At 39.3% G+C, this 23,112-nt stretch carries 15 protein-coding genes; all 15 read right to left on the bottom strand.

The genetic code is table 11. The features are described 5' to 3' along the window. Positions 1-34: 34 nt before the first annotated feature. The 15 genes from WSC_RS0110480 to bamA all read right to left on the bottom strand — a co-directional run bounded on the left by WSC_RS0110480 (position 35) and on the right by bamA (position 23,112). Positions 35-508 carry a regulatory protein RecX gene (locus WSC_RS0110480; protein WP_016955875.1) on the bottom strand — a complete coding sequence of 158 codons (474 nt, stop codon included), beginning with the start codon at positions 506-508 and terminating at the stop codon, positions 35-37. Then, positions 501-2,426: an exodeoxyribonuclease V subunit alpha gene (gene recD, locus WSC_RS0110475; protein WP_016955874.1), complete on the bottom strand. Its 1,926-nt coding sequence runs from the start codon at positions 2,424-2,426 to the stop codon at positions 501-503. The genes WSC_RS0110480 and recD overlap by 8 nt, the downstream gene beginning before the upstream one ends. After that, on the bottom strand, positions 2,404-6,153 hold the full coding sequence (gene recB / locus WSC_RS22480) for an exodeoxyribonuclease V subunit beta (RefSeq protein WP_016955873.1): 3,750 nt from the start codon (positions 6,151-6,153) through the stop codon (positions 2,404-2,406). The genes recD and recB overlap by 23 nt, the downstream gene beginning before the upstream one ends. Continuing rightward, entirely contained in the window at positions 6,150-9,635 is a 3,486-nt protein-coding gene (gene recC, locus WSC_RS22475) for an exodeoxyribonuclease V subunit gamma (protein WP_157447257.1), read from the bottom strand. The genes recB and recC overlap by 4 nt, the downstream gene beginning before the upstream one ends. Before the next feature lie 31 nt (positions 9,636-9,666). After that, positions 9,667-10,059: an energy transducer TonB gene (locus WSC_RS24125; RefSeq protein ID WP_016955871.1), complete on the bottom strand. Its 393-nt coding sequence runs from the start codon at positions 10,057-10,059 to the stop codon at positions 9,667-9,669. 34 nt (positions 10,060-10,093) lie between these two features. Further along, positions 10,094-11,437: a tRNA lysidine(34) synthetase TilS gene (gene tilS / locus WSC_RS22465; protein ID WP_016955870.1), complete on the bottom strand. Its 1,344-nt coding sequence runs from the start codon at positions 11,435-11,437 to the stop codon at positions 10,094-10,096. A gap of 8 nt (positions 11,438-11,445) precedes the next feature. Next, positions 11,446-12,405: an acetyl-CoA carboxylase carboxyl transferase subunit alpha gene (accA, locus tag WSC_RS0110450; RefSeq protein WP_016955869.1), complete on the bottom strand. Its 960-nt coding sequence runs from the start codon at positions 12,403-12,405 to the stop codon at positions 11,446-11,448. 78 nt (positions 12,406-12,483) lie between these two features. Beyond that, entirely contained in the window at positions 12,484-15,963 is a 3,480-nt protein-coding gene (gene dnaE, locus WSC_RS0110445) for a DNA polymerase III subunit alpha (RefSeq protein WP_016955868.1), read from the bottom strand. After that, positions 15,956-16,570: a ribonuclease HII gene (gene rnhB / locus WSC_RS0110440; protein ID WP_016955867.1), complete on the bottom strand. Its 615-nt coding sequence runs from the start codon at positions 16,568-16,570 to the stop codon at positions 15,956-15,958. Before rnhB ends, dnaE begins: the two co-directional genes overlap by 8 nt. Continuing rightward, positions 16,560-17,714 carry a lipid-A-disaccharide synthase gene (gene lpxB / locus WSC_RS0110435; RefSeq protein ID WP_016955866.1) on the bottom strand — a complete coding sequence of 385 codons (1,155 nt, stop codon included), beginning with the start codon at positions 17,712-17,714 and terminating at the stop codon, positions 16,560-16,562. The genes rnhB and lpxB overlap by 11 nt, the downstream gene beginning before the upstream one ends. Positions 17,715-17,716: 2 nt before the next feature. Further along, positions 17,717-18,487: an acyl-ACP--UDP-N-acetylglucosamine O-acyltransferase gene (lpxA, locus tag WSC_RS0110430; RefSeq protein ID WP_016955865.1), complete on the bottom strand. Its 771-nt coding sequence runs from the start codon at positions 18,485-18,487 to the stop codon at positions 17,717-17,719. 2 nt (positions 18,488-18,489) lie between these two features. After that, a complete protein-coding gene (gene fabZ / locus WSC_RS0110425; RefSeq protein ID WP_016955864.1) occupies positions 18,490-18,957 on the bottom strand; it encodes a 3-hydroxyacyl-ACP dehydratase FabZ in 468 nt (155 codons plus the stop codon). Positions 18,958-19,028: 71 nt separating this feature from the next. Then, positions 19,029-20,063 carry a UDP-3-O-(3-hydroxymyristoyl)glucosamine N-acyltransferase gene (lpxD, locus tag WSC_RS0110420; RefSeq protein WP_016955863.1) on the bottom strand — a complete coding sequence of 345 codons (1,035 nt, stop codon included), beginning with the start codon at positions 20,061-20,063 and terminating at the stop codon, positions 19,029-19,031. Then, the gene (locus WSC_RS0110415) at positions 20,063-20,581 is read right to left on the bottom strand and encodes an OmpH/Skp family outer membrane protein (RefSeq protein WP_016955862.1); all 519 of its coding nucleotides are present in this window, start codon (positions 20,579-20,581) and stop codon (positions 20,063-20,065) included. Before WSC_RS0110415 ends, lpxD begins: the two co-directional genes overlap by 1 nt. A gap of 20 nt (positions 20,582-20,601) precedes the next feature. After that, a complete protein-coding gene (gene bamA, locus WSC_RS0110410) occupies positions 20,602-23,112 on the bottom strand; it encodes an outer membrane protein assembly factor BamA (RefSeq protein ID WP_016955861.1) in 2,511 nt (836 codons plus the stop codon).

Here is a 23,112-nt window from a genome sequence, read left to right as displayed (position 1 = left end):
TGGTTGCGAAATGTAACATAAACCAAGAGTTTAGTTAATATCCTTCGCTAATAATTTCCAATGCTAATTGAATATCTGAGCCTGAAAAGCCACGCGAATAACAATAACGCAAACATTTTTGTTTTTGCTGATAATCTGACAAATCTTTATTGGCATATTTCTTTTCAATTAAATGGACTAAGTTTTCAGCCCAATTAATCTCAACCTGTTCAATCACATCTTCAAAACGCACAGTTAATTTGTGTTGGTAAAACAATTGCTGAATATATTTAGCGCCATAACCACTGTGTGCTTTGCTGCGAATTAAACTAATGGCAAACCTTTCATCGCTTTGCCAATCAAGCTCAGCTAACTCATCCAATAGTTGATTAGCTGCTTCAGCGGGATAATTTCTACCGACTAACTTGCTATACAACTGGCTGCGCGCATATTCTTTACGCGCAAGTAAATAGGTTATGTATTGTTTTGCTTGGCTTGCATCCTCTAAGTCTGGTAAAGCTTTAAGCATGCTGATATAGCCTATTTGCCAGCTTAGAATGACGAGTTTGTCGATTAGTTAACGCGAACTGCCAAATATCACCTTTCGCTACTATGGTTACAGCTTTTTTCGCACGCGTAATACCTGTATAGATAAGCTCTGGCGTTAATAGCTGGTTTTGGCTTTCCGGCAAAATGAGTCCAACGTGTTTAAATTCTGAACCTTGAGTTTTATGAATTGTCATCGCATATACAGCATCATGTTGTGGCAATTTAGCTAAACTGATAGGCCGCACACCATTGTCACTTTCAAAATAACACACCAAACGTCCATTTTTATCCGGCCAAACTAAACCTATGTCGCCATTAAACAGTTTATGCTGATAGTCATTTTGCGTCACCATAATAGGTCGACCTTTGTAATGACTAACATTGCTCGCTACACGCTGCTGTTGTTTAATTTTATCTTCAATATATTGATTAATGCTTTCAACGCCAAATTGGCCTTTGCGCATTGCGGTTAAAATTCTAAATTCAGCCAATAATTCAAACGCATGTTGCACATCATCAGCTTTGTTTAACACTGCATAATAATGCGCGATCGCTTGATTTATCCAAGTTTGATAATAATTGAATTCAACTAAAGCTAATTCTTGTGCTTGATGATCAACAAACTGATTCTGTTTATTATCTTGTAACCTCAACCAGCTTTGTTGGCCCTGGGCGTTAATCACCTCTTTGGCAATAGCACCAATTTCACCACTAAACCTATGCGTTTTTTGTAAAAAAGTTAAATGTGCGTATTGGCTAGTTTCATCAACTTCAACCTGCTGTTTGCTTAATTGATAAATTAACTCAGCAGCTTGCGATGGATAATGAGTTGCATGTTTTGGTGCAATATCTGCCAATAAATTACCTGTTTCAACGGAAGGCAATTGGTCTGCATCTCCCAACATGACTAAAGTACAATGTGCGGGTAATGCGCGTAATATATGACACATCATTGCCAGATCTATCATAGACACTTCGTCGATTAACAATAAGTCGCAATTAAGCGGTTTGTTTTGATTGTAGGTAAAACCTAATTTGTACGGGTGGTAACCAAGTAGTCTATGTAGAGTAACGGCTGATTCTGGGATCGACTGTAAGATATTTTCATCTATGCCCTGTTGCAACATTTGTGTTTTTGCTGCAACTAACGACTCAGTTAACCTTTGCGCCGCTTTACCTGTTGGGGCTGCCATCATAATTTTTAATGGCTGAGTATCAGACTTTTCTAGCTTATGTTTAAGGGCTTGTACTGCCAATAAACGCGCAACTGTGTAAGTTTTACCTGTACCTGGACCACCACAAATTATGTTCAAACGACCTGTTACTGAACTTGCCACTGCCACTTGTTGCCAGTCTATTTCGCCTTCATTGTGCTTGGCGGACACAAAGAGTTGTTGGATTAACTCAGCTATATCGGCTAACTGGTTTGTTGGTATTTGTGACGACTGGTTGCCTGATTGCGGTGCCATTAATTTAGACAGGCGCTCAGCCACTTCAACTTCGTAATACCAATAACGTTTGATATATAAAGACTGAAAATCCCCCCAAAACAGACAAGCTTGCGATTGACTGATGTTGTGTTTTTTATCAAAAGTTTCATACAAGTTTTCACATATAATTGGCTCAAACACAAAACCTAGATGCTCGTCATCGGCAAACCATGTTTGCCCTGCAACTTCTTCTAGCGGCAAACACACATGGCCATTGCGCAATGAATAATGGCAAGCAAGTAGCAAGATAAATAAATGCTTTAATTCAAGCTCACTATAGCCAGTTAAGTCTGCAGTTTTAGTTAATTGTTTGATGGCATTTTGCGCAAAATAAAAGTCTATCGCTTGAATATCCGCCAGTTGTTGGGCGCATTCTTGATAGCTGTTAAAACAGGCTAATTTGTCCACTCTTGTCACCTTTTTCTCTGCCTGTAGTTGAGCGTGTTTCAGTATTTTCAGTTACTGTGTGTGTGCCCTTGTCAGCCATTAAGTTATCAAGTGCGTCGAGCACTGACTTTTTAATCACATTAAAATATACACCTGGGTATTTGTGTATGCGATTGTGCGAGTCGGAGCTTTCAGTGTCGCTTAAGTCTTTATCTGTCATACCGCGCAAATATAAATAATAAACCCCACCAAAATGTTTAGCATAGTCGTAATCTGGCAAGCGATTTTGTAAATATCTGTGTAAAGCAACCGCATAAATTAAATACTGTAAATCATAAAAATGACTTTGATTATTTTGCTGCAAGTTTACAAAGTTATAATCAGCAAAATCATTGCCCAAGTGAGTCGATTTATAATCGGCAACATAATACTTGCCATCAAATTCAAATATTAAATCGATAAAACCATGCATCATGCCTTTAATCGCTGAGGTTTGCGCTAGCTTGCTCGACTGGCTATCTTGCCTATGTTCAGCAAGAATTTTATTCAGCTTAAATACATTTAAATATTCTAATGGAAAATAAAACTCTGCTTCGCGCAAGGTTTGTGGGTATTCAAGATCAGCTAAACAAAAGTCCACGCCTGTTGTTTTACCTTGCTCATCCATAATCGGCAAAGGCGCTCTGGCAACTTCATCTAACCATGAATATAACTGCGAATGTTGTTCTTCTGGCAACTGAGCAAAACGGGCTAATGGCGCTTCTGCGACCTGAGACCAATTCTGCTGACTAAAATCAGCATGCTCTAAAATATCGTGCAATAAGTTACCCGCATCCGCGCCTTTTTTCAGGGTGAATCTCAATTCATCCGCATAAAGCGCCTCTGTACTGTTTTGGTTAATAGACCTAACCACTGGGCTTTGTTCAAATTCATCATGGCGTTCAATTTGCCTGATTTGACTATGAGAGTTGCGCGTTAACGCCGAAAACGAGCTCAAATGCCAGTTATCTTCTATTTCACCGTTAAAGTCACGAATAGGCAGTGAATTATCATCTTGCTGCTGTGCTTGATATATTTGTGTATCCTGTTGAGTCAATGCTTTATCAAGCAGTTGGCAATGAATTAGCCCCTGCATTGCAGTTTCACTTTCAACTGATTTGAGCTGGTTAAACCAAAGTGCATTATCACTTTGCTGTAAATCTAAACATTTAGCTATGGCCGATTTATTCGCTTGTTTATGCATTGGCATACCTAAGTACAACCTATGCTCGGCACGGGTAACAGCAACATAAAATAACCTTACAGCTTCTGCATCCCCTTCAATCATACAGGCTTTCAGCGCAGCTGAATCTAACCCAATTTGCAATTCACTTTGTTGGTTTTGTTGATTGAAGTATCGCAGCAGATATTTAGATTTAACCCCAGCTTTGGTTGGGTCAGAGTATTCGGTGGCAAACGGAATAAATACTATTGGGTATTCTAACCCCTTAGATTTATGTTGAGTGACAATTTGCACTAGGTTACTGTCACTCTCTAAACGCAATTCAGCTTCACTTTGCGATTGCGGCAAACTGACTTGTTCTTTAAACCATTTCATCAACTGCTGCGGGTGTTTCAGCTGAATAGATTTCTTTTGCAATACTTCAGCAAGGTGCAGCATATTGGTTAAACCACGCTCATGCAGCTCAGGTGCTGGTTGATAATTATTCTGAATAAGCTGCAGCAGTACAGACATTATGCCTTTGTGCTGCCACTGAGCTCTTAAATCCGCAAATTGTTCAATTACTTGGTCAAAATCAGCTTGGTTTTGTTCTAAATGCAGATCAAATATTTGCTGAGCGGAAAAGCCAAATAAATCACTAGCTAAAGCGCGATTGATTAAACGGCTATTTTCAGGCTCAAGCAAAGCTTCTAAGACAAATAAAATATGTTTTGCTTGGTTAGATTCAAATACATTGGAGCTTTCGCTTAAATACACAGAAGCAATATTCGCTTGCTGCAAAGCACTTTTTATAATCGCAGCTTCAGTACCTGTGCGTACCAGAATTGCTATATCTTGCGGCAACACTGCTCGCTGATTTAACTCAACACTTTCTAACAAACGAACAACTTCGTTAGCAAGCCAAATGGCTAGGCCTGTTTTTAAATCAGCTTTGTTGGTAACCGCTTTGTCATTAGCGTCAGCTGGCTGATAAAGTAAATAATTTATCGCGGCAAAATCACTATTATCAGTAAAAACTTGCTCATCACTTTTTTTACCCGCTTTCACTTGCTGGTAATCAATGTCAAAGCCAAAAACATCACGGGCATCTTGCTCAAGTGGTGCACCATGAAATAACCTATTATAAGCTTGGATCACAGCTAAACTTGAACGCCAGTTAGTATCCATTACCCAAATATAATCAGCTTGGTCACGCGCCGCTAAATAGGTAAATATATCGCCGCCCCTAAAACCATAAATTGCTTGTTTAGGATCACCAATCATAAACAAAGCTTGCGTCTGCGGCGCATCGCCATAGAGCTTTTGCAAAATTTGATACTGATTAATATCTGTATCTTGAAATTCGTCTATCAAAGCAACTGGAAACTGCTGACGCAACTGAGGAATAAGTTGTTGCTGAGCTTGAGGTTTAGCCAATGCTTGTGCTAGTAGGTAAATTAAGTCGTCAAAATCTAGTACCTTTTTCAGACTTTTATTTTGCTGAAAAGCTAAACGAATATCCTCTATCGCCTGTGCAACTATTTGATTAACTTCAACGGCTTGTAAACACTTATCAAGTTCCACTTGTAAAGCAGCAAGTTCTTTTTTGAAGGCTTCACGAAACAGTTTAATCGGTGCAAAAATATCAATTAGACTTTGGTTTTTGCGATATCTATTACCATTAATAAAATCACCCAGCTCTTTTGGTGATTCATCCGCTGTAGGATTCTCTAACCAAGCCAGTGCAGCTTGCCACTCATCTTGGCGTTTTTGTTGTTCAGCACCTTTTTTGCTTAAAACAAGCGCATCGAAGATTTCTGCTTGGTGCTGTAGCAGATGTTGTTTTAGCTGCTGCTTAGTTTCATTTTGCCTTATTAACCAATCTTCAAGTGCTTGATTATGTGCTTGGTTAATTTTATCTGCAGTGGCAACTAAACAAGGCTGCTGAATTTTTATCGCAGTGGCGAATTCTCGAATAAATCTATCAGGTGTGTGCCACCCATGTTCTAACAAACAGTTTATTAGCGTTTTATCTTGAGCATTTTTACGAAACCAGTCTTGTGTAGCTTGCAATAATAATTCACTGGTATCAGCTTCCATATTCATTTGCATGGGTAATTGGCTAGCAAATGCTTGTTGGCTTAATACGGTTTTACAAAAACCATGGATAGTAAAAATGCTTGCTTCATCTAACTCTAACAATGCTTTTTTCAATAACAGCTGAGCTTCATCTTCTGCTACAGCTTGGTACAAATGAACAAAAAATTTATCTTTGCTAACTGCCAATTTTGACCAGTCATTGAGCGTTTCACGCAATACTTTTTCAATACGTCCTTTAAGCTCTTCAGTTGCCGCTTTAGTAAAAGTCATTAATAGAATTTGTTTTACGTTAAGCTGCTTTTCTAGCAGTAAACGCAGATAAATTCGGGTGATATTAAAGGTTTTACCCGTGCCAGCACTTGCTTCAATTAAGTGACGACCCAACAATTGCATTTGTTCAACAGCCAGTAATTGAGGACCTTTAGTTAATGGGTTTTGCATACTCATACAGTCACCTCGTTAACTAACTGCGCATATATTGGCTGAAATAACTCAACACTTGTGTGATAGTCGTATTCCAATTGTTCAGTTAACTGATTAAAGTCTGGATATAACCACTGAAAATGTTCATTGCTTGACCAAAGCTCCTCAACACTTTCGCACCATTTTTTGAACAAGGTGACATCTTGCTTAATCGCTTCAATATCAGTGATATTTAGTTTTTTACTTTTAGCGACACTGGCAAATATAGGCTGCATTAACTCAATACTGATGATTCTAGTTTGCTCAAACTGACTTTGATAAACAGCTAAATAATGAGCTAGTAGTTGCTTGGCTTGCACTAAACCAAATGAAGCATTGTGCAAATACCCGCTAATTTGAATGGTTAAATCTTCGCCTTTTCCTTGGGTAAATACTGCATAAGTATTTTGCATTTGCTGCTGATAACAACTGACTAATAAATAACTTAACCAATGCAAAATATCGTCTTTAGCCTTTTTACTAGTTGGGCGTGATAATAGATAACCAGACAAATTTGTGCTGTTAGATTGAACCACAGCGGCTGTTAGTTCTATATTTTGCAGCCCAAGGTTAATACCGACTTGTTCAAGTGGTAAAAAAGCAGCTAACGCTTGATGTAAAGCGCGAGCTTTAACACAGGTTTGTTCAATTTGCTGCTCGCTCACCATACTTTCAGGCAAGGCACCTTGCAGCCTGTATTCTTTTACAACCTTGCAGGTGATTAACTCTGCGGCACTACCTGTATTGCTAGAATCTTTGCTATTTTTATCAAGCACTTTGGTCTCATTAATTAAGCTTGAGTTAATTGAATCGGTTAGCTGATAATCCAATAAAGTGTTGAGTTCAAACGGCTCTACATCTAAATCATCAACTGTATTTAAATTAAGCTCTAACCCAAGTTTACAACGACAATAAAAACTAAAAGGGTCAACAAACATGTTCACCAGTTGGCGCAAATCTATACTAGCTTGTTGCGAACTATCGCTAGTCACATCACTATCGCTTTTGCTATTACTGACCCAGGTATTTTTGCTAGCCTGCTGTTTATTGGCAAAAGCCAGACGTTGCCACTGTTTAGCAAAACTTTTAAACGTCTTAAAATTATCTGGGCTAAAGGCATGTAAGGGCATTTGTCTAAGCTGGCTATTTGCAGCAGTGAAGTCCCAAGCATAACCTAGAGCTAAGTAGTTCATTAACTCTTTTAAAATTAAACTAGGTTCACGCACCGAGTTATTTTTTACATCACGCCCTTGGTAACTTAAATAGAGTTTGTCTCTGGCTGAAATCAGTGCTTCTAAAAATAAATATCTATCATCAGAGCGACGTGATCTATCGCCTAATCTGTATTCAGAATACTGAGTGAGATCAAAACTAATTGGTGTTTGTTGCCTTGGATAAACACCATCGTTCAAACCTAAAATGGCTATCACTTTAAATGGAATGCTGCGCATTGGCACCATAGAACAAAAAGTGATTTGCCCAGTTAAAAACTGACTTGAAGTGTCAGCTTGGGAAAATTGATGTTGCAAATAAAAGCGGATTACTTCTAAGCTTATGTCTTGCTGATAGTCCGCTTTTGCACTGCGCTCAGTTAAACTATTGATTGCATTTTGAATGATAAGTAACGATTCTTGCTCTTGTGCTTGTTCATCTATTGCAAAAAAGCTCTCAAGCATTTTAGTTAAATAACTATGCCATTCTTCTGCACTGCGCGCTTGATTAAGCTGCTGCGCATGGTATTGCAGTTGGGTTAATAAATCACATAACTGACCTAACACTAGCGCGTTTTGCCCTTCAACATGCGGCATATAGGCTAAATCGTCACTAAAAGTAGGCTCTGACGAATACGCATAACCAGATAACAATCTTTCTATCGCCCATTGCCATGTATAAATTGCATCTGCTGCTTGGTTGCCGGTAATTTGCTGTTTATGTGTTTGGTCGCGCCCCCAATGCACATTCGCTTGTTTTAACCACCACTCTATAATTTCTATTTGTGTTTCATCTAAATTAAATTTGTTTTGCAATGCAGGTAAACGTAAATAATCGAGTATTTTACTTACTTCAAAGCGGCTATCTGGTAACTCTAGTAGTTCTAAAAATGTACTTATGATAGGTTGTGAATCTAATTGATTTCTGTCGGCGATAGTACAAGGTAGTCTAAGTTGTTCGCCTTCAACTTGTGGCTGGCGACTTGAGCGAAATACCGAATGAATGTATGGTGCATAATCTTCAATAGCCGGACACATAACAATAACATCACGCGGCGTTAGCTCTGGATTAGCTTCAAATTCAGCTAATAAAAAATCGTGCAAAGCCTCTATTTCACGCAAAGCATTGTGGCAGCTGACTATATTGATAGAGTCGTCAATTAAACTAGTTTGCTTATCTTGATTGATTTCAGCATTTGCTTGTGTTGCGTCGGTTAACAACAAAATGTCCTGCTGCACTTGTTGCAAACAGCTCAGTGTCATTGAGTTGTTATTAGTTTGCTCTGCGGCTTCCTCTTGCTCTTTAGCCAGATCAAAGGCATTAATTTCAAAACCATTAAGTTTTTGTAAACTAGAAAAAAATCCTTTGCCTTGTTGACCTAAATTAGCCAGCAGTGGCTGACTAATATTCTCTTGTTCAAGCCATTGCTCAAGCGTATTTAACTTCAACTGTTTGAGCTGTTTTTTAACTGTTGTTTTTTCACTTTGCAGATCGCCCCAATAATCAACACAAGGGTTTAAGTGATACAGATGAATATTGACCCAGTTTGAAATAACCTCAAAAAACTCTAAGGTTTTAGGCGGCATAGTATTAATGCCAAATATATGAATGTCTTTGGGAAGTAAGTGATGTTTATGCTCTAATTCTTTGAGCATTTCATTTTGCAGGGCAACTGGGTGGTATGGGCTTTGTTTAAATAAAATCAGCCACAATTGTTGCTGCCAAATTTCATCCGTTTGTTCTGTATTTAATTTGCCGTCTTGCCAATTTTCTAACCAATCTGGTCGATACAGCATATATTGTTCAAATACATCGGCGACAGCTTGTGCTAATTGAAAAGCTTTTAATTGTTGTTGCCCTTGTCTGTTGCCAATTTGTTGTTGGTTTGACCTCTGCTCTTGCCAGTACTGAGTTACTAACTCACTAGCGGCAGAAGTTAGCCACTCATCACTATGAAATATCTGTTCAATTCTAAAGGTGAGAATTTCACGACTATAAGGCGACTGACGTGGAATTTTATCACTGCCTAACACTTTACGCGCTGTATCCCAAATAAAGCGCGATGGCATTGGATAGGTTATGTTCATCGCAATCTTGGTCATTTGCGACAACTGCATATTTAGCCAATGTTGCATACCCTGGCTTTCAACCAAAATAATATCTTGGCTTAGCACAGATGTTTGGCGATATTGCATAACCTTGTTAAGCAGTATAACAAGGTCTTCTAATTTATTTGAAGGATATAGAGTTAACACAGATATTAGGGTTTATTTTGGTGTTAGTTGATTACTGAACAGTATATACAATCAATTCTTGTAACCCAGATAATTTTACTGGTTCTTGCGCTTGTATATGTGGTTTATATTTCCAACGTGCCATAGCAGCTGTTGCTGAATTTTCGAAATAACCTTTTGGACTCGAATCAAGCACCTGAATATCTTCAGTTCCGCCACGTTGGTTAATAGAATAACTAATCAGCACCCAACCCGAAACAGCTTTTCTTAAAGCTGAGCGTGGATATTTAGGTTCTATTCTAATTATCGCATTACGTTTATTATTTGGATGTATATTTGGTTGTGGCTTAACTGAAAGCTTGTGCTTTTTAACCTGTGTATCCATAGTTGATTGACAAGCGAACAACAAAGTACAAGCCAGTGGCAAAACTGCTGCACGTAACATAATGAATCCCTCCCCTGTATCCAACCAACTTAGTTTAATCGTAAACCCAAGTCCAACCTATTTGTGGTTTATCGCTGGAATCTTCTATCAAATAGTTTTTATCAATCCAATAACCTAAAGCGGCTACACAGCTGTCATTATAATATAAATAAGCAACTTTGTGACGAAACCAAGGTTCAATTGATAATTCTTGTAAAATCTTCTTAATTGTACGACTTTGGTGGCGGTAGTCCGGCAAACACTTAGTGGATGATTTAATATTATAGCGAATGCTCACCTGCTCTTGTTCGGTCGCTAAACGTATTCGTCTACCTTGTTTAACCTGCTTAATTGTCAATGACTTAGCATCCGCCGCTAGCAGTCGCAGTTGAGGTTTGAGTTCAACCAGAATGTCACTAGGCGTTTGCGCTATCCAATCAAGCTCTGCTTGTTTGAGCAAATAGAGTTTTTTGTTGAAGCGTCTAATTTGTGAACAAGCTAATTGCACTATAGGTTGCGCATCATCTTTAGCCAATAAAACCTGTTCAATTTGTTGCATTTGTTTAGAGCTGGGCAATAACACTCGCTGACTCTGCAGCCAATAGCGAATTAAGTTATTTTGCCTTTGTTGAGAAAGACTTAAACAAGCTTCGACTAATAATCTATTGTTGGGATCTATGGCTGCTTTAGCATCAATAAAAGCGAGTTCATCGGCGAGTAATTGGTATTCACTACACAGCTGTGCACTGCGGCTGACCATAGCAGAAAACTGCGGCCACTTTTCACTAAGTTGTGGAATTATCTGCTTACGTAAAAAATTACGTTCAAACACTTGATTTTGATTACTTTCATCTTCAATCCAGCGCAAGGAGTGTTGGTTTGCAAAGCTCTCAATTTCAGCTCGAGTAACATGCAATAAAGGACGGTACAATAAACGGTTTTCAGTAAGATTACGTAATGGACGCATACAGGCTAAACCATTAGGCCCGCTGCCGCGTTTAAGCCTCAGCAAAAAAGTTTCGGTTTGGTCGTCTTGATGTTGCCCTGCAAAAATTACCGACTTGTCAGCTGAATGTTGAATTAGCGCTTGATACCTTGCTTCGCGCGCGAGCTGCTCGATTGATTGTCGGTTAGTCTGCTGAATATTCACTTTAACCGCTTTGAATTGAACACCTATTTGCTCAGCAACTTGTTGGCAGTGTTGTTGCCAGTTGTCCGCATTGGCACTTAAGCCATGATTTACATAAATGGCGGTAACTGGAATATTTAAAGCTTGGCTGTGTTGTTGGACTAGATAAAGCAAAACGGTGGAGTCGACTCCACCGCTGAAAGCGACAACAAATTGATACCCCTGTTGATGATACTTATCTAATTCGATAATTTGTTCAGGGATAAACATATTGTCTGTTAGCAGTACCCGTAGGTCATTAATTTTTCATAACGACCATCTAACAATTGCTCTGGACCTTTATTTTCAAGCTCAGCCAATTGTTTTTTCAAGGTATCTTTTAAGTTATGCGCCATTAACGCCATATCACGGTGCGCGCCACCTAAAGGCTCGTCAACAATGTTATCAACCAAACCTAACTCTTTGATACGATCAGCTGTGATACCCATAGCTTCTGCCGCCATTTCAGCTTTTTCTGCAGATTTCCATAATATAGATGCACAGCCTTCAGGTGAAATAACTGAATAAGTGCTGTATTGCAACATGTTAACTTTGTCGCCAACACCAATTGCTAAAGCGCCACCAGAACCACCTTCACCAATTACAGTACAGATAACTGGAACTTTTAAACGCGCCATAACTTTTAAGTTTTGGGCAATTGCTTCACTTTGACCACGCTCTTCGGCACCAACACCTGGATATGCGCCTGGGGTGTCGATAAAAGTGATAATAGGTAAACCAAAACGTTCAGCAAATTCCATTACACGTAAAGCTTTGCGATAACCTTCAGGACGCGGCATACCAAAGTTGCGTTTAATTTTTTCAGCAGTATCACGACCCTTTTGATGACCAATAACAACAACAGGTTGACCATCTAAACGTGCAGTACCACAAATAATTGCCGGGTCATTTGCGTAGTGGCGATCGCCTGCCATTTCGTCAAAATCTGTGAATACTCGATCGATATAATCTTGCGTATACGGGCGTTGCGGATGACGGGCTAATTGAGCAACCTGCCAAGCACCTAAATCAGCGAAGATTTTTTTCGATAAATCTTTGCTTTTTTGCTTTAACTTATTAATTTCTTCTTCTAAGTCTAAATTAAGCTCACCACTGTTTTTAGCGACGCTCTTTAGCTCTTCAATTTTTGATTCTAGCTCAGCAATTGGCTGTTCAAATTCAAGAAAACTTAAGCTCATGGATCTGTTTCTGCCCTATTAATTTAATTTCCTAACGGGTATCCCGCATTTAATTCGGTAGATTTTAACTAATTTTCATTAAAATCGTAGTGAAATATGCTCTTCACCAACAATATGGCGCAAATCATACAGCAAACTATCGTGTGGTGTCACATACCATTGCACACCAGTTTTAATTTCTGCTTTAGCTCTATTGTTCTGATACTCAAAAACAATAGGTGTAACCCCTTCTTTATGCGGGCTAACTTTCTGGTGAATTTGCTCAATAATGTTTGGCTTTAAATTTTGTTCATTCAATTCAATTGTTAAAGATTTTGCGTATTTTTCACGTAACGAGACTAAATCCATACAGTTTTTAGCCGTCATACAATAGCCACCAGTAAAGTCATCATCTTCGACTGGCCCTGATACTACAATAACTTGGTCTTTAACTAATAATTCTTCATGTTGCTCAAACATATCGGCAAAAAAGCGTACATCAATACGACCGCTTTTATCATCTAGGGTTACAATAGCCCAACGGCGACCGCTGCGCTTATTCACCATACTTTTAACCGCTATGATTAAACCTGATGTTGATACTTCGTCATCACGGCGTGTCGGTGATAATTCGTTAATACGTGAGCGTGCGTAATGTTTTAATTCTTCGCGATAGCGATTAATCGGATGACCGGTTAAATATAAACCTAAAGTTTCGCGCTCACCTTCTAACCAAACTTCTTCTGGCCATTTAGGCACTTTAACAAAAGCTTGCTCAACTTCTTCTGGCTCTGTAGTTAATAAACCAAATAAATCAGATTGCCCAGCCAATGCATCTTTGGCGTGCTGCTCAGCTGCGCCAATTGCATCAGGCAATGTTGCATGGATAGAAGCTCTATGTGGGCCGAGTGCGTCTAACGCCCCTGCTTGAATTAACTTTTCGAGGACACGACGGTTAATGCGTTTTAAATCTACTCGTGCACAAAAATCGAATAAATCTTTAAACTTACCACCTTGTTCACGCGCTTCAATAATTGCGTCAATTGGACCTTCACCAACACCTTTAATTGCACCAATACCATAAACAATCGCACCTTCATCGTTTACCGTAAATTTGTATGAACCTTGATTAACATCGGGTGGAATAAGCGGCATACGCATGCGCTCGCATTCATCCACTAAGGTTACAACTTTGTCAGTGTTATCCATATCGGCCGACATTACCGCAGCCATAAATTCAGCTGGGTAATGGGTTTTCATCCATAAAGTTTGATACGAAACTAATGCGTAAGCGGCTGAATGCGATTTGTTGAAACCATAACCTGCGAATTTTTCTACAAGGTCGAAAATTTTCATCGCAAGTTCTGGATCTATACCATTGTTTTTCGAACCTTCTTCAAAGGTACTACGCTGCTTAGCCATTTCCTCTGGCTTTTTCTTACCCATAGCACGGCGTAATAAGTCAGCGCCACCGAGCGAGTATCCTGCCATTACCTGAGCAATCTGCATAACCTGCTCTTGGTAGAGGATGATGCCGTAAGTCGGGTCGAGAATTTCTTTTAAACATTCGTGCTGATATTGCGCATCTGGATAAGATATTTCTTCACGGCCGCGTTTACGGTCGATAAAGTTATCTACCATACCTGATTGCAACGGGCCTGGTCGGAACAAGGCTACCAAAGCTATCATGTCTTCGAAACAGTCAGGTTGCAGGCGTTTGATCAGGTCTTTCATCCCTCGAGATTCAAGCTGGAATACAGCTGTCGTTTCGTATTTTTTCAGCGTTTCGAAACTTTTTTTATCATCAAGCGGAATGGCATTGATATCAATCAGAGGTTTATTGGCTTTAACGAGTTTTTCATTCGCCATATCAATCGCCCACTGCATTATTGTCAGTGTGCGTAAACCTAAGAAGTCGAACTTTACTAAACCTGCTGTTTCAACGTCATTTTTATCAAATTGGGTAACTGGCTGTTTACCTTCAGAGTCACAATAAAGCGGTGCAAAGTCAGTAATTTTAGTCGGTGAAATAACCACACCGCCGGCATGTTTACCTGCATTACGTGTAGTACCCTCTAAAAAACGCGCCATATCTATTAAAGCACGAACCTCTTCATCGGCTTCATACAACTCGTTTAACCTTGGCTCAACATCAAAAGCTTTTGCCAAAGTCATACCTGGATCGCCAGGGATTAATTTAGAAATTCGGTCAACAAAACCAAATGGATGACCTAATACACGACCAACATCTCGTACTACAGCTTTTGCCGCCATAGTACCGAAAGTGATAATCTGCGATACCGCATCTCGGCCATACAATTGGGCTACGTGATCTATTACTTCATCACGTCTATCCATGCAAAAGTCGACGTCAAAGTCTGGCATAGATACACGTTCTGGGTTTAAGAAACGTTCGAATAGCAAGTCAAATTCTAACGGGTCTAAATCAGTAATTTTAAGCGCATAAGCGACTAAAGAACCCGCACCTGAACCACGACCAGGGCCAACCGGAATATTATTGTCTTTACTCCACTGGATAAATTCCATAACGATAAGGAAGTAACCCGGGAATCCCATTTGGTTAATACATTCTAATTCGATGCGTAAACGCTCGTCATACTCACCGCGTTTTTCAGCGCGCTCTTGCTCATCTGGAAATAAGAATTCGAGACGCTCTTGCAAACCTTCTTCAGAAACTTTAACTAAGTATTCGTCTTCACTCATCCCGCCAGTCGGACAGCTAGGTAAGAAATATTTGCCGAGCAATACTGTAACGTTACAGCGTTTAGCAATTTCAACTGAGTTCTCTAACGCTTCGGGAATATCACTAAACACTTCGCACATTTCTTCTTCTGTACGCAAGTATTGTTGATTTGAGTAACGGCGTGGGCGGTTTTTATCGTCTAGCGTATAACCGTCATAGATAGCTACACGGATTTCGTGCGCATCAAAATCGTCTTCATTCAAAAAGACCACTTCGTTGGTTGCAACTACAGGTAAGTCAACTTCGTCAGCCCATTTTACAGCGTGGTGAAGATAGGTTTCTTCATTGTCACGGCCGGTACGAATTAGCTCAATATAATAGTTGTCTGGAAAATATTCTTTGTAAAAATCAGTGATGCGCTGCGCTTGATTGTAGTTACCTTTTATTAAAGCTTTACCTAGATCACCTTCGCGTGCACCAGATAAGATAATCAAACCTTTGGCGTGCTCTATTAACCAGTCTTGGTCGATTACAGTTTTACCTTGATACTCACCGCGTAAATACCCTTTAGAGATCAGTAAGGTCAGGTTTTTATAGCCATCGTTATCGGCTGCTAATATAACCAAACGAAAGATTTCGTCTTCCATTTCAGTGCTGCGAACCCAGAAATCAGCACCTATAATAGGTTTAATGCCCGCGCCATTGGCACCACTATAAAAACGCACCAAGCCACATAAGTTCATTTGATCAGTAATGGCAACCGCGGGCATATTATACTCAGCGATTTTGCCTATGATAGGTTTTACTTTGGCAAGGCCATCGACCATAGAAAAGTCAGAATGGACACGCAAATGAACAAATTTAGGATCAGCCATGAGACACTTGCTCCAATATTTTCTGCACTGGTTTAAAACTCTTGCGGTACTCTGGTAACACGCCAAGTTTCTGAATAATACTTAGATGCGCAGCCGTTGGGTAGCCTTTGTGTTTATCAAATTGATAGTCTGGATAGAGTTTAGCCAAGTCGTACATTTCTTGGTCTCTAGCTTGTTTAGCCAAGATAGATGCAGCACTAATTGCAGGCACTAAATCATCACCTTTAACGATAGCCTCAGCAGGCATAGTTAATTTAGGTAACTTATTACCATCAACATAACAAAACTCAGGCTGTGTTTTTAAACCTTCAACAGCACGTTGCATAGCTAAAAAGCTCGCTTGTAAGATATTGATTTGGTCTATTTCTTCGGGTGTTGCTACCGCGACACACCAGCTGATGGCTTTTTGTTTGATTTGTTGCTCAAGCAGTATCCTTTTTTTCTCTGAAAGTTTTTTCGAATCACGTAAACCTTCAATTGGATTGTTTGGGTCTAAAATAACCGCAGCAGCGACTACATTGCCAACGAGTGGGCCACGCCCTACTTCATCAACACCTGCGACTAATTGATAATTTTTACTAGCGGAAAAATCTAACTCAACTTGCATATAACAATTTCTTGATAGTTTGTGCAGCTATTACACCTGCATCTTGTTTTAGTTGTTGGTGAATAGAATGAAAATCTTCAAGCTGCTGTTGGTTTTCGTCAAACATCACCTTGTTTAGCTCTGCTACAATATTTTCAGCTGTGACTTGGTCTTGTAATAACTCAGCAACTACTGGCTTATCCATAATTAAATTAGGCAGTGAAAAGTATTTAACTTTAACCAATCGTTTGAAGATTTGATACGACAAAGCTTTAAAACGATAACACACCACCATAGGCCGTTTAATTAGTGCTGCTTCCAAGGTCGCTGTACCTGAGGCGATTAAGATAGCGTTGGCAGCGCCCATAACCTCACGGCTTTTACCAATAATCACATGTATATCTAGTTCGGGTGCGATTTGGCCAAAGATATCTTGTATATATTGCTGCTTCTCTACGTTGACGGCTGCTGCGATAAATTTCAATTTAGGATTTTGCTGATTAAGCAATTGGCATGTTTTGGCAAAATCTTCAGTTAACATAGAAACTTCACTACTACGGCTACCCGGTAATACAGCGATGAAGTCGTCTTCAAGATTTAAACCAAGTGCTTGTTTAGCGCTTTGTTTGTCTGTTTGCAGCGGAATTTGGTCAGCTAGAGTATGACCAACAAATTGGCAAGGCACATCAAACTTGTGATAAAACTTATTCTCAAACGGCAATAAAGTTAAAACCATGTCAACGGCACGTTTAACCTTAAACACGCGTTTTTGTCGCCATGCCCAAATAGATGGGCTAACGTAATGAACAGTTTTAATGCCGGATTGTTTGAGCTTTTCTTCTAAGGTTAAATTAAAATCTGGTGCATCTATCCCCATAAACAAATCAGGTGGGTTATCACGCCAGTGTTTAATTAAGTTTCTGCGAATTTTTAATAAGCGAGGTAATCGACCTAACACTTCAACAAGACCCATTACCGCAAGCTCTTCCATATCATAGAAGCTTTGCATGCCCTGCTCTAACATTAAAGGTCCTGCAATACCCTCAAACTTAATTTCAATATTGCTATCGGCCATCAAGTGTTTAAATGCAGAGATAAAATTGGCAGCGATAATGTCGCCAGAACGCTCTCCAGCGACCAAAGCAATAGTGAGTTGCTTAGGCATAATTAGCGAATTATGCCTCGTGATGAGTCTTGTAAGAAATCAACAATCAATTGAACACTTGGCTCATCTTTAGCCAATTCGGTCAATTCTTGTTGTGCCGCGGCTAAAGTTAGACCTTGGCGATAAATGATTTTATAGGCTTTTTTAAGTGCTGAAATAGCTTCAGCACTATAGCCTTTGCGGCGCAAACCTTCGGTATTCATACCGTGCGGTACTGCATTTTGTCCAGCTGCCATTAGATAAGGGATGACATCTTTAACAACCACAGAGCCAACACCACAAAACGAATAACTGCCAATTTTACAAAATTGATGCACGCCGGTAAAACCACCTAAAATAGCGAAATCACCAACATGTACATGGCCTGCAAGGGTTGCGTTATTTGCAAGTATGTTGTTGTCACCAACCATACAGTCATGTGCTATATGCACATAAGCCATCAACAAGTTACCACTGCCAATTTTGGTTAAACTATTGTCTTGAACAGTACCACGATGAATGGTCACTGATTCGCGAATAATATTGTTATCACCAATTTCTAAACGAGTAGGTTCACCCGCATATTTTTTATCTTGGCATTCTTCACCAATTGAAGAAAATTGAAAAATTTTGTTATTTCGGCCAATTTTAGTTGGCCCTTTGATCACTACATGTGAACCAATGACTGTTCCTTCGCCAATTTCAACATCCGCACCAATATAGCTCCATGGGCCAACAGACACATTAGAGGCTAACTTTGCTTTTGAATCGATAATTGCCGTTTGATGGATCACTGTTACATTACTCGTCTTGCACAGGTTATGTCAGCAGCACAAACAATTTTATTGTCGACTTCGGCTTTACATTCAAATTTCCAAATACCTTTACGCTCTTTGATAAATTGCGCATGTAGGTGAAGTTGATCACCTGGTGTAACTGGTTGTTTGAAACGAACATTGTCGATACCAGCTAAAAGGTATAATTCTTCTTGCTCTGGCTTTTCAGTTTGCACAGCTTGCATAGATTTAAAACCCAATACACCAGTTGCTTGCGCAAGAGCTTCAACAATTAACACGCCTGGAAAGATTGGTTTACCAGGAAAATGACCAGTGAAAATAGGTTCGTTTACTGTGACATTTTTATAACCATGTAAATAATCTAATGGTTTGTAATCAATCACACGATCAATTAATAAAAATGGATATCTGTGTGGTAATAAAGTGAAAATTTCCTGGATATCAATCGCATTTAATTCAGTTGTCAAAACCTAGCTTCCTGTTTAATCTTTATTTTAATGCCCGCATTATATATGACGTTTAGCCCTTATGCGATGTTTTAAATGTCTTCTTTTAACCGAGCAATTTCTTGTTCAAGTAATTTGACTTTATCAAACAAAGTTTCAATCTTGCGCAAACGTGCAGTGTTTTTGCGCCAGTCTTTATTCTCTACAGCTGGAATACCAGAAGAATATACGCCAGCTTGTTTGAAGGATGAAGTTACCATGCTTGTACCGGTAAAATGCACATCATCACCAATTTCAATATGACCGTTTACCGCCACACAACCAGCAAATGTACAACGCTCACCCACTTTGGTACTACCGGCAATTGCTGTACCTGCTGCTAGAGCGCTATTTTTACCAATCTCAACGTTATGGGCTAAATGAATTAGGTTATCTATTTTTACCCCATCAGCAATAACTGTATTGTGTAATGCACCACGATCTATGCTGGTATTCGAGCCTATTTCTACATTGTTGCCAATGATAACTGAGCCAACTTGCGGGATTTTAACCCAGTTAGATTTGTCATTCGCAAAGCCAAAACCATCAGAGCCTATTACCGCGCCAGAATGGATAATACAGTTGTCACCCATTTCGACTGCATGATAAATAGTTGCATTAGGATAAACCTTACAGCCCTTGCCCACTTTTGCATTTTCACCAATATAAACCCCCGCACCTATTTGAGTGCCAGAGCCAACAACAGCACCGGTTTTAACCACAGCACAAGCAGCTATATGAGCGTCAGGTGCAACCATAGCGCCCTGTTCGATGACTGCTTGCGGATGAATACCATTAGCAAGCGCAGGTGTAGTATCTAACAATTGGGCTATCAATGCATAAGTTAAATACGGGTTGCTAGAAATAAGTTTATTGCCAGCAAAATGTTCGGCAAATTCAGCTTTGAGTACAACGACACCAGCATTGGTTGCTTTTAACGATTCAAGATATTTTTTATCGTTAAAAAACGTCGCTTGATTAGCAGATGCATCATCAATGCTCGCTGTTGTTTCAACGCAGTGCTGAGCATCACCGACTAATTCAACCGATAATTGCTCAGCTAGTTGGGCAAGAGTAAAGCTAGCCATTACTTCATTTTGCTCGCTTCTTCGATAACTTTTGCGGTTAAGTTGTCCGCTTCGTCACCTAAATAAGCAACAGCAGAAGATTGTAAAATAATGTCATATTTTTGCGCTGCACCAACTTTATCGATAGATTGTTTAATCAAACCTAATAAGCGGTTGCGCTCTTCACCTTGACGTTGACGTAAATCTTGATCAAGTGGTTTAGCTTTTTCTTGATATTCAGCACCTAGAGTACGAATTTTATCTTCCAACTCTTTTTTCTGTGCTGCGCTCATGGTTGCAGCTTCACGTTGCTGCTTTTCCATATAAAATTTAATATCGGTTTGTAGACGTTGAATTTCTTCAATGCGATCTTTGAACTCGGCATTAATGTTAGATTCAATTGCTGCAGCTTGTGGTAACTGTTGGAAAACAGCTTGTACATCAATTACCCCAATTTTTTCTGCTGCAGATGCGCTAGCGCAAAAAACACCAGAAGCTAAAGTTAAAAGTAGTGCTAAGGCCTTATTATATTTTGTCATTATTAAATTACTCCTCAAAATTAGAAAGTTTGGCCAATATTAAAACTGAAGAATTTAGTATCGTCATCATCGAATTTTTTCAGTGGTTTGGCAAAACTAAATACAATGGGTCCCATAGGTGAAATCCATTGTATAGACATACCAGCTGAAGCACGATAACGCGAAGGATCAGAATAGTCATCTAATTTCGCTAATTCAGCCGCTTTTAAATTACTATATCTATCAATATCAAACTCTGTATCCCAGACATTACCTACATCCAAGAAGAAACTTGGTCGAACTGACGACGAAGGTTCTTCAGTAAATGGTATTGGGAAAATAAGCTCTAATGTCGCTAATGCCTGAGCATTACCACCATTTGAAATAGCATTTGTGCCATTACGAGTATATTTCTGAATAACGTCATTATCAGGTGTATCATTGATTTCCGTAGGTAGACCATCAGGTCCGACTGGGCCTGGCTTAGTTTGGCCTGTTCGGTAAAACAACTTAGGACCCACTACGTTATTTTCAAAGCCGCGCATGGTCGACGAGCCACCAGCACGGAACATTTCCCAAATCGGCAATACATGATCATGCCCTTCGTCAGTGGTACCATAACCATTTGCATAACCAAAAGATGCTTTGGTCATAAACACCCATCTATGGTCACGCGACAACGGGAAATAGCGTCTATCTTCTGCGGTTATTTTAAAGAACTGCGCATCAGACCCTGGCACCGCAATCTTAAAACCTAAATTTTGGCTCGCTCCGGCACTCGGGAACAAACCTCGATTCAAAGTTGATTGCATCCAGTTAATATTAAATTCGAAATTATCAAACACTAGCTGGTTTTGTTTGTTGTCAGGATCTTCGTATATAGCATAAAAATTCGACATCTGCTCAGATGTGCTTTGCGACGAAATATTAGACATCTCGTTATGTAAATAACCTATACCATAACTAATACGACTAATTTCATCCAACGGATAACCCAGAGTTAATCGCGATGAGATACGTGTGAGATCATAATCTTCCGAGTTAGAAAAGCGTCCACCATAATTCAATTCACTATAACTAACTGAACCACCTAAACTAACACCATCAACTGTGAAATAAGGGTCGGTAAAACTTAAGCTAATATTTTTGGAATAGCTGTAAGTATTAACACTTACACCTACACTGTTACCCGTACCTAAGAAGTTTTCTTGTTGGACACCTAGTTGTAAACTTAAACCGGTTAAATCACCATAACCAACACCGGCAGTAAAGGAGCCAGATGGACGTTCTTTAATGGTAAAAATAACATCAACTAAGTCTGATTCGCCCGGTAATTTAACCGTTTCGAATTCAACATTTTCTATATAAGGTAAACGGGCCAAACGGGCTTTTGAACCTTCCAATGCTCGATTGGATAACCAGCTACCTTCAAATTGGCGAAGCTCACGACGTAATACTTCGTCATCAGTAATCGCATTCCCAACAAAACTTATGCGTCTAACGTTAATACGGCTACCTGGTGTCACCGACATAGTTAATGAAACTTCTTTAGTTTCATCGTTAACATCAGGAATGGTTTTTACTTCAGGATAAGCATAACCAAATGCTCCTAAATAATTCGAAATGGTTTCTTCGCTGTAGGTAATAGTTGCCGCGCTGTAATAATCACCTTGGCGAATCGGTACCAACGCTTTGATGACGTTGTCTAGACCAACCATATCACCAATAAAGTTAACTTCGTTAACTTTATACTTTTCACCTTCTTCAAGGTTTAAAGTTACATAAACTTGTTCTTTATCAGGTGTTAACGATACTTGGGTTGAGTCGACGGCAAAACGCACATAACCTTGGTCTTTATAAAAAGATTCAAGTTTTTCGATATCACCAGAAAAAGTTTGTTTTTGATATCTATCATTCGACATGAATTGCCACCATGGCAAATCATATTTAGATTCGAACAAGCTTAATAATTTGGCATCGTCAAATAAGGTGTTACCAACAATATTAATTTGTTTAACTTTAGCCGCTTTACCTTCGGTAAATTCAAAAGTTAATTTAACCCTGTTGCGTGGTAAATGGCTGATTTTTGCAGTAACTGAAGCGTTATATTTACCTATGCTTTGATAAAAATCTTCTAAACCTTTTTCCAACAAAGTCAGTGTCGTTTTGTCTAACGGCTCACCGATGCGAATATTTTGGTCTTGCAAGTTCTCTTGCAACTGCTCTTCTTTAACATCCTTATTACCGTCAAATTCAATTTCTGCAATGGTTGGGCGCTCTGACACTTTAATAATTAAAGTTTTACCTTCTTGGTAAACTTCAATGTTGTCGAAATGGCCAGATGAATATAATGACTTAATAGTTTGAGTTAAACGAAAGTCAGTTAACTTATCGCCAGTTTGCACAGGAATGTAGGTTAACGAAGAACCTAATGAAACACGCTGTAATCCATTAACTTGGATATCTTCAATAACAAACTCATCTAAGGCGTACGCCGGATTTGAAAGTACTAGAGCGACTGCTGACGCTAATATTGATTTTTTTATTCTCAT

Origin of the sequence: Catenovulum agarivorans YM01 (assembly GCF_000281085.1) — a bacterium.
GTDB lineage: Bacteria > Pseudomonadota > Gammaproteobacteria > Enterobacterales > Alteromonadaceae > Catenovulum > Catenovulum agarivorans.
The sequence above is the reverse complement of the archived record's forward strand: the minus strand, read 5'-3'. Positions and strand labels throughout refer to the sequence as shown.

Excerpts from the sequence above, each read along its gene's own strand:
- lpxB (WP_016955866.1), bottom strand. The coding sequence starts at position 17,714 with ATGCCTAAGCAACTCACTATTGCTTTGGTCGCTGGAGAGCGTTCTGGC.
- rnhB (WP_016955867.1), bottom strand. The coding sequence starts at position 16,570 with ATGCAAGTTGAGTTAGATTTTTCCGCTAGTAAAAATTATCAATTAGTC.
- WSC_RS0110415 (WP_016955862.1), bottom strand. The coding sequence starts at position 20,581 with ATGACAAAATATAATAAGGCCTTAGCACTACTTTTAACTTTAGCTTCT.
- dnaE (WP_016955868.1), bottom strand. The coding sequence starts at position 15,963 with ATGGCTGATCCTAAATTTGTTCATTTGCGTGTCCATTCTGACTTTTCT.
- recB (WP_016955873.1), bottom strand. The coding sequence starts at position 6,153 with ATGAGTATGCAAAACCCATTAACTAAAGGTCCTCAATTACTGGCTGTT.
- WSC_RS24125 (WP_016955871.1), bottom strand. The coding sequence starts at position 10,059 with ATGTTACGTGCAGCAGTTTTGCCACTGGCTTGTACTTTGTTGTTCGCT.
- tilS (WP_016955870.1), bottom strand. The coding sequence starts at position 11,437 with ATGTTTATCCCTGAACAAATTATCGAATTAGATAAGTATCATCAACAG.
- bamA (WP_016955861.1), bottom strand. The coding sequence starts at position 23,112 with ATGAGAATAAAAAAATCAATATTAGCGTCAGCAGTCGCTCTAGTACTT.
- accA (WP_016955869.1), bottom strand. The coding sequence starts at position 12,405 with ATGAGCTTAAGTTTTCTTGAATTTGAACAGCCAATTGCTGAGCTAGAA.
- WSC_RS0110480 (WP_016955875.1), bottom strand. The coding sequence starts at position 508 with ATGCTTAAAGCTTTACCAGACTTAGAGGATGCAAGCCAAGCAAAACAA.
- lpxD (WP_016955863.1), bottom strand. The coding sequence starts at position 20,063 with ATGGCTAGCTTTACTCTTGCCCAACTAGCTGAGCAATTATCGGTTGAA.